A 14,147-nucleotide genomic window follows, 5' to 3' on the forward strand; every position below is an offset into this window, starting at 1 on the left:
GACGAGGCAAAGACGTCTCACGGAGGCAGCGAGAGAAATCATGTCGCTAGATATTCTCAAAGGGTTAGCCACCACCCTGAAAAATATGGGGCGTAAGCCGACTACGGTCTCCTTCCCGGAGCAGGAGCGCGAGCTACCGCCGCGCTTTCGCGGGCGCCATGTTTTGCACCGTTATCCGAACGGGCTGGAGCGCTGTGTCGGCTGCTTCCTCTGCGCGGGCGCCTGTCCCGCCGATGCCATCTACATCGAGGCTGAAGAGAACACCGAAGAGCATCGCGTCTCGCCAGGCGAGCGCTATGCTAAGGTGTTTGACGTTAACCTGCTGCGCTGTATCTTCTGTGGCTACTGCGAGGCTGCCTGTCCGACGGGAGCCATCACCCTGGAGCGCGAGTACAAGCTGGCGGCCTACTATCCCGAGGATATGGTCTACCACAAGGAGCAGCTGCTAGAGCCGCTTGGGCAGGCAACAGTTGGCTCAGCGGCCTACTGGTTTGATCCTCCACCGCCAGCCGAGGAGGCTCCGCAGCCGGTGCCGCAGCAGACCCATGTCTTTGATGGATTGCAGGCCAGCGCGGCGGCGGTGGGGCTGGGCGATAGCCAGACGGACCCGAAGGTTCTGCTGCGCAACGAGGAGCAGGACGAAGATCGGCGCAAGTTCTTGCACGAGGAGGAGGAGGAGAGGCGACCATGAGCGGACCGGCGCTGATCATCTCCTTTTTTGTGCTGGCCGTGGCGAGCGTGGCCTCGGCCCTGGGCGTGATTCTCTTCCGCAACGCGGTCTACAGTGCCCTGAGCCTGATTTTAACTCTGCTCTTTCTGGCCATGTTCTATCTACAGCTCGGGGCCATGTTTATCGCTATTGTGCAGATCTTGATTTATGCCGGCGCCATTATGGTGCTCTTCCTCTTCGTGGTGACGATGCTGGCCGCCGACCCGCGCGACCCCGATCTCCAGGACCGGCTGCCCTGGCAGCGGGGGGTGGCGGCGGTGCTGGGTCTGGTCCTGGTGGGGGCGCTGAGCTATCTGCTGCTCAGCGGGACGCCGCTCAATGAGGCGGCGCGCGCGCATGGCTCCGAGGCGCTCTCCCAGGTTGTGGCACAGCAGGGCAATATTCAAGCCTTCGGCCAGGCACTCTTCCATGGCTTCTCCTTCGCCTTCGAGGTGACCAGCCTGGTCATCGTCGTGGCGATCCTGGGGGCCCTGGTCCTTGGGCGGAAGGCCTGATGAGAAGAGAAGAAGGCGCGGCGCGGCGAGGAGGCTGACAACGATGACAACGATACCGGTATCCTGGTATCTGATTGTGAGCGCATTGCTCTTCACCATTGGCACCATTGGCGTTCTGGTGCGGCGCAATCCGCTCATTATCTTTATGTCGATAGAACTCATGCTTAACGCGGTCAATCTGGCCTTTGTCACGCTCTCAAGCTATCTGGATTCGGCGGATGGCCAGATTTTTGTCTTTATCGTGCTCACGGTGGCCGCCGCTGAGGTGGTGGTCGGGCTGGCGATCATCGTCTCGATCTTCCGAACACGGCGTAATATCGACGTGGACGAGATGAACCTGCTGCGAGGGTAACGCGATGGCAAGTCTTCTTCTCTGGGTGCTGATCCCGCCGCTGCTGGGCTTCATCATCCTGGGGCTGCTTGGCAGGACCTTGCCGCGCTCGGCGATTCTGACCGTTGCCTGGGGCACGGTCGCCCTCTCTTTCCTGTTCGCTTTGAGCGCCTTTCTGTCGCTGCTGGGTGTCCACCCGGATAGCCAGCGCGTGAGCGATGCATCGGTCTATACCTGGGCGATCGCCGGCGACCTGCAGGTCCACTTTGGCCTCTTGCTTGATCCGCTCTCGGCAACGATGCTGCTGGTGATCACCGGGGTCGGCCTCTTGATCCATATTTATTCGGCGGGCTATATGGCGGATGATCCGGGCTTCTGGCGCTTCTTCTCTTATATGAACTTCTTCATCTTTGCGATGACGTTGCTGGTGAGCGCGGATAATCTGCTCTTCCTGCTGGTGGGTTGGGGCCTGGTGGGCCTGGCTTCCTTCCTGTTAATCGGCTTCTGGTACCAGCGTCCGGCGGCCACGGCTGCCGCGCGCAAGGCGCTGGTCATCAATGTGATCGGCGACTTCGGCCTGATGCTGGCCATCTTCTTGCTGTTCAAGCACCTCAATACGGTCGACTATGGCTACGGCGGCCCGAACTGTATTCCGGGCACCAGCGGCTACGGGGTGCTGACGGCGGCCTCCTGCCAGCAGCTTGGCTCGCTGGTCTCGCTGGCGATTCCTCTACTGCTCTTTGTGGCCTGCGCGGCGAAGTCGGCCCAGTTGCCGCTCTATATGTGGCTGCCGGATGCGATGGAAGGCCCAACGCCGGTCAGCGCCTTGATCCATGCGGCGACAATGGTGACCGCCGGCGTCTATCTGGTGGCACGCACGCATGTGCTCTTTACGCTCTCTCCTTATGCCCTGCCGATTGTGGGCGCGATCGGAGGCTTGACGGCCCTCTTTGCGGCGACCATTGCCCTGACGCAGCTCGATATCAAGCGGGTGCTGGCCTATTCAACCATCAGCCAGCTCGGCTATATGTTCATGGGTGAGAGTGCGGGAAGTTATAGCGCGGGCATTTTCCACTTGACGACCCATGCCTATTTCAAGGCCCTGCTCTTCCTGGGAGCGGGAGCCGTGATTCATGCCCTGGGCGGCGAGCAGGATATGCGCGAGATGGGGGGCCTGCGCTACCGCATGCGCATTACCTTCTGGACCTTCCTGATTGCCGTACTGGCGATCAGCGGGATTCCGCCCTTTGCCGGCTTCTGGAGCAAAGATGATATTCTGGGTGCCCTCTTGACCCAGGCGACCAGCGTGGGCGGGGCTGTGCGCTACCTGTACTACGGCCTGTGGGGCCTGGGCGTGCTGACCGCCGGCCTGACGGCTCTCTATATGTTCCGCCTCTTCTATGGGATCTTCATGGGCAGCTATCGGGGGGCTGGCCCGTTGAAACACGGGCACGCTGGTTCTGATGAGGAGGAAGAGGAAGAGGAGGAAGAGGTGATCACGGCGGCAGGGCGGCGCCGTCGCGGGGAGTCAGCCCTCTATGAGATCTATGAGGCGCCAGCGGTGATGACAGTGCCTCTGGTCATTCTGGCAATTCTGTCGACGATCGGTGGCCTGGTCGGTTCCTTTGCGCTCTTCAATTACAGCCGCTGGCAGCCGCTGAATACTTTCTTAGAGCCTGTGCTGGGCAGCGCGCCGGAGGGCAATCTACCTCTGCTCTGGCTCTCGACCGGGGCCAGCCTGATCTTTGCTCTGCTTGGGCTGCTGATCGCCTGGCGGCGCTACGGTCAGGGCTTTGTCTACAAGGAGAGCCGCAATCCTTTCTATCGCCTGGCCTACAACAAGTACTATGTTGACGAGATCGGCGTTGCGCTCCTGATCAATCCCTTGCTGTGGCTGGGACGTCAGGCTTCGGCCCTGTTGGAGGGTGGGCTGCTGGATGGGGGCAGCCGGCTGGTGGGAAGAGCTTTCAGCCTGCTGAGTGCAGCTGGACGCCGCCTGCAGACTGGCTATGTGCGTAACTATGCGCTGGCGATCTTGATCGGCGTGGTACTGATTATTCTCTACTATGTCGTGAGGGGGTAAGCCGGCATGTTCCCGATGTTATCGACGATTATCTTTCTCCCGCTGCTGGGCGGCATTGTCGTGCTGCTGCTCCCCCGCGAGCGCGTCAATGTGATTCGCTGGACGGCGCTGGGGGTGGCCTGGCTGGATCTGCTCCTGGCGCTCGGCGTGATGCTGGCCTATGCCCAGCCGCATCCGACGGCCATCACTGTCGGCACGGTCCCGCTGGTTGTGGGTGAAGCCTCACCGACGGTGGCCAGCGTCACCTTCCTGTTGCAGGAGCATCTGAGCTGGCTGCCGGCCCTGGGCATCAATTATAGCCTGGGAGTGGACGGCGTCAGTGTGCTGCTGATGACCCTGACCACGCTGCTGACGGTGGTCTGTATTGCGGCCTCGTTCCGCGTGGAGCAGAAGCTGCGCACTTACCTGGCCTTCATGCTCCTGTTGGAGAGTGGTCTGCTGGGGGTCTTTCTGGCGACCAATCTCTTCCTGTTCTATGTCTTCTGGGAGCTGATGCTGATCCCGGCCTACTTCCTGGTTGGCGGCTGGGGTGGCCCGCGGCGTGTCTATGCGGCTATTAAGTTTGTGCTCTATACGGCGGTGGGCAGCTTTCTGATGCTGGCTGGGATCATTGCCCTGGGCTATTATTACCGCACAGGCGGGCACTATACGCTCGATCTGACGACCATTTTGAATAGCTCGACGCATCTGAACAGCACTGTGCAGCTCTGGCTCTTCCTGGCCTTTGCTGCGGCCTTTGCTGTCAAGGTGCCGCTGGTCCCCTTCCATAGCTGGCTGCCGGATGCCTATAGCGAGGCGCCGGCGCCGGTGACGGCTATGCTGGCTGGGGCAATGGCCAAGGCTGGAGCCTATGGCTTCCTGCGCTACTGCCTGACCCTCTTCCCGGATGCGGCCCATCGGCTGGCGCCGCTGATCAGCACGCTGGCGGTGATCGGTATTCTCTATTGTGCCCTGATGGCCCTGGTGCAGAGCGACATGAAGCGGCTGCTGGCCTATTCGAGCATTAGCCATCTGGGTGTGATCACGCTGGGGATCTTTGCCCTCAGTGCGCAGGGGTTGGCCAGTCAGCAGGGTATTGACGGCGCTGTGTTGCAGATGGTCAATCATGGTATTACGATCACGGCGCTCTTCCTGATTGTGGGCTTCCTGGAGGCGCGCACGGGGACGCGTCGCCTGGAGGACTACGGCGGAATGGCGCGTCGCCTGCCGATTATGGCCAGTGTCTTGATGATCGCCTGCCTGTCGTCGCTGGGTCTGCCTGGCCTGAATAGTTTCGCCGGTGAGTTCCTGGCCCTGTTGGGAGTCTTCCGCAATAATGCAGTCTTTGGGGTTCTGGGAACGCTGGTGGTGGTGCCGGCGGCCTGGTATATGATCCGGCTGGTGCAGAATACAATGATGGGTGTGCGTCCGGCTGGCGGCCCTGTGGTGGCGGCTGAGCGCAAGGGAGGTCTGCCTGATCTGGATATTGGTGAATTCCTGGTGCTGCTGCCGTTGCTGGTGTTGATCTTCTATATCGGTGTGCATCCGCTGCCGCTGACGTTCTTCGTGGAGCATTAGTGTAGCTGAGGAGTGAGGGAGCCAGGAAGGGCGGCGGCGGAAGGGAGCGGGAACAGGTTTTGTCGCGAGGTTCTGCTATGTCGTTTACGTACATCGCATCGGCTGCCGACTGGGCACGCATTGCGCCTGAGCTGGTGCTGGCTGGGGTAGCGCTGCTGATCCTGTTGGTTGATCTGCTCTTGCCGCAGACGGGGGCTGTGCCCCGCGAGCGGGGAGCGGCCAACTTCTTTGTGTTGCCCCTGCTGGCCTTGCTTGGGGTGCTCGGCGCACTGGCGGCCACGATCGTGCTCTTCGTGGTTGGCGATGGCCAGCGAGCGTTCTTTGGCCTGGTCGGCTCTGATTGGGGATCGCTCTACGCCTATCTGGCGATCTTGAGCGCTGCCGGTTTAGGTATTATCTTCTCTCCCGCCTACCTGAAGCGTCTGAAGCTGGTGCATCAGGGCGAGTACTATGCGCTCTTCCTGGCAGCGACGCTTGGGATGATGCTGCTGGCGGCGGCGACCAGCTTCATGACCCTGTTCCTGGGGCTGGAGACGCTGTCGCTGGCGCTCTATATCCTCTGTGGCTTTGTGACGCGTCGGCAAAGCTCACAGGAAGCTGGGATGAAGTACTTTTTGCTGAGTTCCTTCGCCTCGGCTTTCCTGCTTTATGGGGTGGCGCTGATCTATGGGGCCACGGGGACGACACGCTTCGGCGCGCGGGGAACGAGTGCTTTTCCTGGTGTACTGCAGTTTTTGCAGGCCCATCCGCAGAGTACAACGCTGTTGCTGATCGGGATCGGGCTACTGACGGTGGGCTTTGCCTTTAAGGTGTCGGCCATTCCGTTCCAGATGTGGACGCCGGATGTCTATGAGGGAGCGCCGGCACCGGTGACAGCCTTTATGTCCGTGGGGACAAAGGCGGCGGCGCTGGTCGCGTTTGCACGGGTCTTCGCGGTGGTGCTGGAGCCGGTGGCAGCGGACTGGCAGGCGGTGGTCTGGGCGCTGGCGGTGCTGACGATGGTTGGCGGCAATCTGCTGGCCCTGGTGCAGCGCAATGCCAAGCGCTTGCTGGCTTACTCAAGTGTGGCTCATGCGGGCTATCTGCTGATCGGTGTGGTGGGGGGGGGCGCGACCGGTCTGGCTGCTATCCTCTTCTATCTGCTCTGCTATGCTTTTCTGAATGCGGGGGCCTTTGGGGCCCTGAGCGCTCTGGAGAGGCTCGATAACAGTGGCTGTGATAGAGAGGATCTGCGCGGGCTGTGGTTCCGACGGCCCTGGCTGGCAGGTTTTCTGGCCTTCTTCCTGCTGGGGCTGGCGGGCTTCCCGCCGATGGCCGGCTTCGCGGCCAAGTACTATCTATTCTTTGCGGCGCTGCAGGGCGGCCATCCTGAGCTGTTGCTGATCGGTGTGCTGACCAGTGTGCTGGGAATGTATTATTACCTGCGCCTGATTGCGGCAATGTTCATGGAGCCGGCACGTGAGGTGCAGGCGGGATCGCTAGAGGTGACCCCGGCGCTGGCTGTGGCGGGCGCGGGCGCAGGCGCAGGCGTGGCTCCGCGGGCCTCTGGACCTTTGGGGCGGGCTGCGTCGACGCGCACTGGTGGGGCCAGTACTGGCGCGGCGGTGGCGGTGAAGACGGCAGCTCAGGCGACGACGAGGCGTGCGCCGGAGGTCGAACAGGCACCTGAGACGCGCGAGCAGGCCACCGAGGAGGGAGCGCTGGCAGGTAGCTCACTGAGCTGGACAACCTGGCTGGGCCTGGGGCTGGCGGCGCTGGGTGCGCTGGCGCTCGGAACGGTCCTGCCTTTCTGGCTGGTCGATCTGGCGCTGAAGGCCGCGGCGACGCTGTAGTGCTGATGACGGTGCAAGGGAACGGGGCTACTGCACCAGGGCGACACGACACGTTTTGGGGTGGTGGCTCTCCTGCTATGGCGAAGCGACAGGCTGGTGGATCGCAAGACAGAGAACACGGTCCACCAGCTTTGTTCTTGTGGGGCCTGCGACTATGCGCTTGATAGCCTGAAGGGGGGCCGAGACGACTCATCTCGCCGTCTCGCGAGCCAGGCTGACTGGCCCGGCCTGGGCTGTCCTGTCACCTGGCACAAGCCAGGCCGGCGGGAATGAAAAAAATTCCAGTGCCATACGCGCTCATAGGCACTGGAATCATCGTCTATGATAGGCATAGCGAGGCAGAATAAAAGAAAGAAAGCAGCGAAAGAGGAAGGAATAAAAAAGAGGAGTAGAGCGAGAGAGGCCGCCAGTCACCTACTCCTCGACCACGCCCATCACATCGCTTTCGCGCAGGATCAGTAGCTCCTCATCGTCGATCTTGATCTCAGTGCCAGAATACTTTGAGAAGAGCACATGATCGCCGACCTTCACCTCGGGCTTCACGCGCTGGCCGTTATCGAGCAGCTTACCCGGGCCAACGGCCAGGACCAGGCCCTGCTGCGGCTTCTCCTTGGCCGTATCGGGGAGCACGATACCGGTCTTCGTCACCGACTCGCGCGTGACAGGCTTTACCAGCACACGATCAGCTAGTGGGCGAACCTTCTCACCTGCGGTGGACATAGACTCTACCTCCCTTGCACAGACAGATAGCATGAGACAGCGACAACAAACGGAACCGCCACGTCTGCCCCTGCCTCGTCTCGACCTGGCAGCGTGGCGCCCAGCCGATTAGCACTCTCGCGAGGAGAGTGCGAACCGGCTATTATCATACACCAGAGCGGGCCACATCGCAAGAGGGAAAAGGCGCCCTTAGAGCACAATCGATTGATAGGTTGAAGCTGCCAGCGCCTGTGCCACAATCACCGCCAGCAGCAACACGCCCCAATCCAGCAGAGCATCGGGAACCGCGCCCACCACCAAGAAGCCGCGCAACAAGTCCACAGTATAGCTCAGAGGATTAATCTGCGCCAGAATGCGCAGCCAGTCGGGCATGATGGCCAAGGGATAAATGGCATTGCTGGCGAAAAAGAGCGGCATTGTCAAAACCTGGCCGATGCCCATGAAGCGCTCGCGCGTCTTCACCAAAATGGCGATCAACATCGACAGCGTCGAAAAGAAGCTGGCAGCGATCAGGACCGCCAGCAGGCTGCCGATAACGCCGATCAGGCTCCACTGTAGGTGGACGCCCAGCAACAGAGCCAGCAGGAAGATGATTACCGCCTGGCTGATCGAGCGCACAGCAGCTCCCAGTCCCTTGCCGGTGACAAAGCTAGCGCGCGGCACCGGCAAGACCAGAAACTTTTGCAGGATACCCGCATCGCGCTCCCAGATGATGCTCAGCCCGTAAAAGATCGAGACGAACATCAATGATTGGGCCAGAATGCCTGGCGTCATAAACGTCAGATAGCTGACCGAACCGGTGGGGATGGCACGCAAGCGCGAGAAGGCCTCGCCGAAGATCACCAGCCACAGGGCCGGCTGCACGGCGCGCGTCAGCAATTCCGTCGGATCGTGACGCAGCTTGCGCAGCTCGATCTCTGCCACGACCAGCACACACCGTATATAGGTTACGACCATCTCCCAGGGCGAGGGCGGGCGCAGCAATGCCTCCAGGGCGGCTCCTTCTCGCTGGGGTTTATCCGAAACGCTGAGCGCGCCGACGTAACTGTCTGACTTCACGATAACTGCCTCCCGATTCCAGAGTATTGCCTGTCACTGACGTAAACACGTCCTCAAGCGTAGCGCCGGGCCGATTCAGGCTGGCCTTCAAAGCCGCCGGCTCGCCGATGGCCGCAATGCGCCCCTGGTCCATAATGGCCACGCGCTGGCAGTAGGCATCCGCCTCCTCCATATAGTGGGTAGTCACCAGGAGGGTGATCTGCTCCTGATTGCGCAGCAGCTCCAATGCCTCCCAGACTGAGCGTCGCGCCGTCGGATCAAGACCGATGGTCGGCTCGTCCAGGATCAGAATACGTGGGCGATGGAGAATGGCCTGACCGATCTCCAGGCGCCGGACCATGCCGCCCGAGTAGGTGCGCACCAGGCTGTGGGCCGCGTCGCGCAGATTGAGCAGCTCCAGCACCTCCCAGATGCGCCGCTCACGCTCCTGGCGTGGAAAACCCAGTAGCTTGGCCACCACCAGCAAATTCTCATAGCCGGTCAGCGTGCTGTCCGCCGACAGCGACTGCGATACATACCCCAGCAGCCGCCGAATGACCATCTTATGGCGTTGGACATCCAGTCCCGCGATGCGCATCTGGCCGCTGGTCGGCGGAATCAATGTGATGAGCATGCGAATAGTAGTCGTCTTGCCGGCCCCATTGGGGCCAAGCAAGCCAAAGGCTTCGCCCTCCTGAATAGAGAACGTGATGTGATCAACGGCGACTTTATCGCCGAAGCGCTTGACAAGATCTTCGACTTCAATCATTGGCCTCATTCGGCCTGACCTCCCTCTCCTGCAGGGGTGACAGTGGCCAGCGGACTGGAGCCGCGGCCCTCGCTCTCCTGCTCGTTGGGAACCTGGGCTTGACCAGGGGGGTCTTGTTCTGGCCCGGGTTCTTCGTCGCGCCTGCCTTCGGCCCCGTCCCCTGCGGCCTCGGCTGCCTCCAGCACACGCTCAATGAGTCGCTGTAGCTCATCCTGCTCTGCAGGGGTTAACGGCTCCAGCATACGCGAGAGCACCGCGCGCCGTTCTCGTTGCCAGGCCGCTACCTGCTCGATACCGCGCGCCGTCAGCTCGACCAGCACCACTCGCTCGTCGCCGCCATCGCCCTGACGCACCCGCCGCACAAGGCCCGCCTTCTCCAGCCTCTTACAGGCGCTGGTCACAGAGCTACCGCTCAGTCCGAGGGCGGTCGCCAGCTCGCCAACACTACAGCTCCCCCGCCGGCTCAGGTTTTTGAGCAGCCAGTACTGCTCCGGCGTCATTTCTGCCCTCCGGACCGGGTGAGTGCTGCGCCTCAGCAGCCGCCACAAGGCCAGCAGATCTTCTACCAGGCGCTCGCTGGCCATGACTTGACTCGCTCCCTTCCTTTTTACAGACTAATATTTTTACTATCAAATATATTGATAATACAGTTTCTGGAAGCTGTCAAGGGGCAAAGTGCGAGGAGTGTGCTCCCCTGCGGACGCAGCTGGAAGGAAGGAGCAGTGGGGAACTCATCGCGAGGTAGACCGTTCTCTCTATAACGAAGGCTGCCAGCTGACGATCGGCAATGGCTCACCGGTGTGCTACCACGGAAGGTGCGATGAGGCTCGTTCCGGCTGAGAGCTTCCCGTCGCCTCTCCAGGCTGGTAAAAATGTTGAGTCAAGGAGGCTGGAATAAGCCTGGTCGATGACACACTCATGGCTCGTGCAGCGACGAGGCACGAGCGCGAAAAGAGGTGCTTTTATGCAGCAGCAGACTCGCCCGTTCCCGGCGACAAGGGTCGCCGACAGCCCAGCGTTTGCGTCCTTCACGCTCCTATTGGCGTTAGCGCTTATCTTCATCTTGATCTCGGCGTGCGGGCAGCCGCCGCGGAATCCAACATCGGTGCTTGCTTGTGGTACTGTGACGAGTACGGAAGCAGTGAGCAAGAACGCCTCAGAAACCTGGCAGGCCATGCGTGCAGGGACCTGTTTCCTGCATGCCTATCAGCAATGTCAGGCGGCGACCCTGATCTATGTCGACCAGGATAGACTGCTCAGGCAGGATCAGCAGCGGACCGTCGTACGGACCCTGACCGTTGAGGCTGCCAGCTGCCAGGTTTCAGAGACTCTTCAGGAGGCCTCCAGCTCCACGACCTCTCTCTGTGAGAGGGTGGAAGGTCTACGTGGAGCCTTGCGCCTGGTCTCCTGTGGGGTTGACGGTACCTTCTATTTGATCCTGGACGCTGCTATTCAATGATATTCCCCGCTCTCAAGGCATAGGGCGGCTTCTTCTTTCAGCCAGTCACCTTGCCCGTTGTGGCCTTTGCCGCGAAGAGAAGCGAGGAGTCGGTGTCTGTTCAGAAGCATGGCGCCTCCTCTGAGAGGGGCCGGCCCCGATGGCTCACACTACGGCTTCGTGCTCTAACGAGTATATTGATTGATGGCCGCCTGCATGGTGGTCAGGGTCAGGATCAAGCACCGGCTCGCAGCCAGGACAGCCAAGGGTGAGGCGGAGGCCAGGGCCAGAAGTCACGGAGGTCCTGGCCATGCTTGTGCCGCTGGGCAGAATGCGCTACAATAAAAGCCCGATGCGCTGATATTCACAGGGCCGGGCGCCAGTCGTGGCGCTCGTGAAGTGTGGCTAAAGCGCTTACAATCAGTGACCGTCGATCACAGCAAACCCATCTGCACGACAGAGCTGGACCATACTGATGCCTGAGCATACAGAGCTGGAACAGGAGCTACTGGCCGGCCTCAACGGGCCGCAGCGGGAGGCCGTCACTACTACCGAGGGGCCGCTGCTGATCCTGGCTGGTCCCGGCAGCGGCAAGACGCGCGTCATTACCCATCGCATCGCCTATCTGGTGCGCTGCCGTGGCGTGCGGCCCTGGCATATTCTGGCTGTGACCTTTACCAATAAGGCTGCGCGCGAGATGCAGGAGCGTCTCGAGAAGCTGGTGGGCCTGAGCGAGGCCCGCGAGATGTATATTGGCACCTTCCACGCTATCTGCGCCCGTGTGCTACGCGCCGAGGCGGATCTACTGGCCCCGTTCGGCCTGACGCGCTCCTTTGTCATCCTCGATACTGATGACCAGGCCGCCCTCATCAAACAGGCCCTGCGCGACCTCGATCTCGATGAGAAGCAGTATCGCGTCTCGCTGATTCATGCCTTGATCTCGCGCGCCAAGAACGCCATGCTCTCCCCGTACCAGATGGCCGAGCAGGCTCGCCGCTATACCGAAGAGGTCGCTGCGCGGGTCTATCGTCGCTATCAGCAGCTGCTGCGCTCCAACAATAGCGTCGACTTCGACGATCTGCTGATGCTCACCGAGCAGCTCTGGCGTACAGAGTCCGAGGTCCTGGCGCGTTACCAACAGCGCTGGCAGTATATCCATGTTGACGAGTTCCAGGACTGCAATGTGCCGCAATATAAGCTGATCCGCCTGCTGGGGCGGGGCAGCTACGAGCGGCCCGGCGGCAGCGGCAATGTCTGCGTGGTTGGCGACGACGACCAGATGATCTATAGCTGGCGCGGCGCCAGTGCCGAAAACGTCCAGGCCTTCGAGCGCGATTTCCCCGAGGCCCGTATCATCCTGCTTGAGCAAAACTATCGCTCGACGCAGCACATTCTCGATGCCGCTCAGTGCGTTGTCCGGCGTAACACGGCCCGCAAGGAGAAGCGGCTGTGGACCGCTCTCGGCCAGGGCGAGAAGTTGATCTACCATGAGGCTTATAACGACGAGGCCGAGGGGCTATACGTGGCCGATGAGATTCTGAAGCTGCTGGCGCGCGGCGAGGTGGCCCATCGCGGCGAGATTGCCGTGATGTACCGTACCAACGCCCAGTCACGCGCTCTCGAAGAGCAATTCTTGCGGGCCAATATCCCTTATAAAGTCATCGGTAGCCGCAAGTTCTACGAGCGCAAAGAAGTCAAGGACATGCTAGCCTATTTGCGCCTGCTCCTCAATCCCCACGACGACCTGAGCCTGCAGCGCATCATCAATGTCCCCAATCGGAAGATCGGCCCGAAATCGCTGGGTGAGCTGCAGCGCTGGGCTCGCGAGGAGCAGCTTTCGCTCTACGATGCCCTGCAGCGCAGCGAGGACCACCCGACGCTGGGGCGCGCCGCCAAGAATGCCCTGCAGCAATTCGCTCACCTGTTGGCAGAGCTGCGCTCTTCCGTGGCAGAGCTGCGCTTGCCAGAGCTGCTTGATCGCGTGGCTGAGCGCACAGGCTATGGCCCTGAGCTGCGTGCCTCTCCCGAAGGTGAGGAGCGCTGGAGTAACATCCTGGAACTGCGTCGCGTGGCTGAGGATTATGCTGAGATTGAAACTTCGCTGGCCCTGGAGCTGTTTCTAGAGAATGTGGCTCTGGTCGGCGGGGCCGACGTGGCTCAGACAGGCGAAGATGGCACCCTCCTCCACGAAGAGGATCAGGATGCCGTGACGCTGATTACCTTGCATGCGGCCAAGGGCCTGGAGTTTCCGGTGGTCTTCATTGTAGGTCTCGACGAGGGCATTCTCCCACATGGGCGCTCCATCGATTCGCCCGAGCAGCTGGAGGAAGAGCGTCGCCTGGCCTACGTCGGCTTCACGCGCGCTATGCGTCGCCTCTATCTGGTGCGCGCCCGCCGCCGCTCGTATTTCGGCGATGTGGTCTATACAGAGCCATCGCGCTTTCTGGCGGATATTCCACCCGATCTGTTTGCCTCTAGTCCCGGCTCTGAGTCGCGGCGCCAGTCTTCAACCTGGGAGCGGGGAGGCCGCTACGAGAGCTATGATCACGACCACGAAGACTATGGCTCTCGCCGGGTCTATGGCGGCGCTGCTTCCCGCCCGCGTCGCTCCGTGCCTGCCGACACGACCTTCACCCCGTCATCCGCTGACGTCTCGTCGACACCAGCAGCCCCGCGCTTCCAGCCCGGCGATCGCGTGCTGCACCATCTCTTTGGTCAGGGCATTGTGCTCAAGAGTGAGCTGGAAAGCGGCTCTGAGTTTGTCGAGGTGCAGTTTCAGGGGAAGCATGGCAAGAAGCGTCTGAGCCTGGATTATGCACGCCTGGAGCGCCTCCCCTGAGTAGAAGTAAGGTGCCGGGAAATCCTCCATGCTGATCGGCGTCTGGAGCTGGCCAGCATCACCGCGTGCTTCGTGACTGGCTGTCCCCCAATGACCGCTTCTAAATCAGCGCCATGAGCGGGAGGATCACAAGTGCAGAAACAACCCATAGCATCGCACAGGGTAGCAACGATCTCGGAATGATCCGATTACACATGTAGAGCACCGCTCTTATGGAGAGAAGGCTCGTCATGCTCTCATGAGCAGCATGCTTCTTCTAGTGTTACAGGTCTCTATTAAGAGTGCGTTTGCGGTCTATGAAAATTTGCCTGATAGT

The 14,147-nt window shown here is 61.0% G+C and carries 11 protein-coding genes and 1 pseudogene; 8 read left to right on the top strand and 4 right to left on the bottom strand.

From position 1 onward, the window contains the following. Positions 1–34: 34 nt before the first annotated feature. From nuoI to KTAU_RS20390, 6 genes and pseudogenes are all read left to right on the top strand, one after another. Positions 35–691 (top strand): annotated as a pseudogene (gene nuoI, locus KTAU_RS20365) (NADH-quinone oxidoreductase subunit NuoI); the annotation flags it as partial. After that, a complete protein-coding gene (locus KTAU_RS20370) occupies positions 688–1,224 on the top strand; it encodes an NADH-quinone oxidoreductase subunit J family protein (protein WP_112431690.1) in 537 nt (178 codons plus the stop codon). The pseudogene nuoI and the gene KTAU_RS20370, both read left to right, overlap by 4 nt. A 43-nt stretch (positions 1,225–1,267) precedes the next feature. Next, positions 1,268–1,576, top strand: coding sequence for an NADH-quinone oxidoreductase subunit NuoK (gene nuoK / locus KTAU_RS20375; protein WP_228026561.1), 309 nt, complete (start codon positions 1,268–1,270; stop codon positions 1,574–1,576). A gap of 4 nt (positions 1,577–1,580) precedes the next feature. After that, positions 1,581–3,638, top strand: a complete 2,058-nt coding sequence (gene nuoL / locus KTAU_RS20380; protein WP_151730078.1) for an NADH-quinone oxidoreductase subunit L — start codon at positions 1,581–1,583, stop codon at positions 3,636–3,638. A gap of 6 nt (positions 3,639–3,644) precedes the next feature. Continuing rightward, a complete protein-coding gene (locus KTAU_RS20385; RefSeq protein WP_151730079.1) occupies positions 3,645–5,195 on the top strand; it encodes a complex I subunit 4 family protein in 1,551 nt (516 codons plus the stop codon). 77 nt (positions 5,196–5,272) lie between these two features. After that, positions 5,273–7,027 carry an NADH-quinone oxidoreductase subunit N gene (locus KTAU_RS20390; protein WP_151730080.1) on the top strand — a complete coding sequence of 585 codons (1,755 nt, stop codon included), beginning with the start codon at positions 5,273–5,275 and terminating at the stop codon, positions 7,025–7,027. A gap of 414 nt (positions 7,028–7,441) precedes the next feature. On the opposite strand, the gene groES is transcribed toward KTAU_RS20390, so the two are convergent. The 4 genes from groES to KTAU_RS20410 form a co-directional block, all read right to left on the bottom strand. Next, the gene (gene groES / locus KTAU_RS20395; RefSeq protein WP_151730081.1) at positions 7,442–7,747 is read right to left on the bottom strand and encodes a co-chaperone GroES; all 306 of its coding nucleotides are present in this window, start codon (positions 7,745–7,747) and stop codon (positions 7,442–7,444) included. Positions 7,748–7,936: 189 nt separating this feature from the next. Continuing rightward, positions 7,937–8,704: an ABC transporter permease gene (locus tag KTAU_RS20400; protein ID WP_151730135.1), complete on the bottom strand. Its 768-nt coding sequence runs from the start codon at positions 8,702–8,704 to the stop codon at positions 7,937–7,939. Between the two features lie 58 nt (positions 8,705–8,762). Beyond that, on the bottom strand, positions 8,763–9,563 hold the full coding sequence (locus KTAU_RS20405) for an ABC transporter ATP-binding protein (protein ID WP_112431702.1): 801 nt from the start codon (positions 9,561–9,563) through the stop codon (positions 8,763–8,765). Beyond that, a complete protein-coding gene (locus tag KTAU_RS20410; protein WP_151730082.1) occupies positions 9,560–10,138 on the bottom strand; it encodes a MarR family winged helix-turn-helix transcriptional regulator in 579 nt (192 codons plus the stop codon). The genes KTAU_RS20405 and KTAU_RS20410 overlap by 4 nt, the downstream gene beginning before the upstream one ends. A gap of 380 nt (positions 10,139–10,518) precedes the next feature. Here KTAU_RS20410 and KTAU_RS20415 point away from each other — a divergent pair, with 380 nt between their 5' ends. Continuing rightward, complete coding sequence (locus KTAU_RS20415; protein WP_151730083.1) at positions 10,519–11,013, top strand: hypothetical protein; 495 nt, start codon at positions 10,519–10,521, stop codon at positions 11,011–11,013. 454 nt (positions 11,014–11,467) lie between these two features. Then, positions 11,468–13,831 carry an ATP-dependent helicase gene (locus tag KTAU_RS20420; protein ID WP_228026563.1) on the top strand — a complete coding sequence of 788 codons (2,364 nt, stop codon included), beginning with the start codon at positions 11,468–11,470 and terminating at the stop codon, positions 13,829–13,831. The last annotated feature ends 316 nt before the right edge of the window (positions 13,832–14,147 follow it).

It is taken from the genome of Thermogemmatispora aurantia (assembly GCF_008974285.1).
Classification (GTDB): domain Bacteria; phylum Chloroflexota; class Ktedonobacteria; order Ktedonobacterales; family Ktedonobacteraceae; genus Thermogemmatispora; species Thermogemmatispora aurantia.

Excerpts from the sequence above, each read along its gene's own strand:
- KTAU_RS20370 (WP_112431690.1), top strand. The coding sequence starts at position 688 with ATGAGCGGACCGGCGCTGATCATCTCCTTTTTTGTGCTGGCCGTGGCG.
- nuoK (WP_228026561.1), top strand. The coding sequence starts at position 1,268 with ATGACAACGATACCGGTATCCTGGTATCTGATTGTGAGCGCATTGCTC.
- nuoL (WP_151730078.1), top strand. The coding sequence starts at position 1,581 with ATGGCAAGTCTTCTTCTCTGGGTGCTGATCCCGCCGCTGCTGGGCTTC.
- KTAU_RS20385 (WP_151730079.1), top strand. The coding sequence starts at position 3,645 with ATGTTCCCGATGTTATCGACGATTATCTTTCTCCCGCTGCTGGGCGGC.
- KTAU_RS20390 (WP_151730080.1), top strand. The coding sequence starts at position 5,273 with ATGTCGTTTACGTACATCGCATCGGCTGCCGACTGGGCACGCATTGCG.
- groES (WP_151730081.1), bottom strand. The coding sequence starts at position 7,747 with ATGTCCACCGCAGGTGAGAAGGTTCGCCCACTAGCTGATCGTGTGCTG.
- KTAU_RS20400 (WP_151730135.1), bottom strand. The coding sequence starts at position 8,704 with ATGGTCGTAACCTATATACGGTGTGTGCTGGTCGTGGCAGAGATCGAG.
- KTAU_RS20405 (WP_112431702.1), bottom strand. The coding sequence starts at position 9,563 with ATGAGGCCAATGATTGAAGTCGAAGATCTTGTCAAGCGCTTCGGCGAT.
- KTAU_RS20410 (WP_151730082.1), bottom strand. The coding sequence starts at position 10,138 with ATGGCCAGCGAGCGCCTGGTAGAAGATCTGCTGGCCTTGTGGCGGCTG.
- KTAU_RS20415 (WP_151730083.1), top strand. The coding sequence starts at position 10,519 with ATGCAGCAGCAGACTCGCCCGTTCCCGGCGACAAGGGTCGCCGACAGC.
- KTAU_RS20420 (WP_228026563.1), top strand. The coding sequence starts at position 11,468 with ATGCCTGAGCATACAGAGCTGGAACAGGAGCTACTGGCCGGCCTCAAC.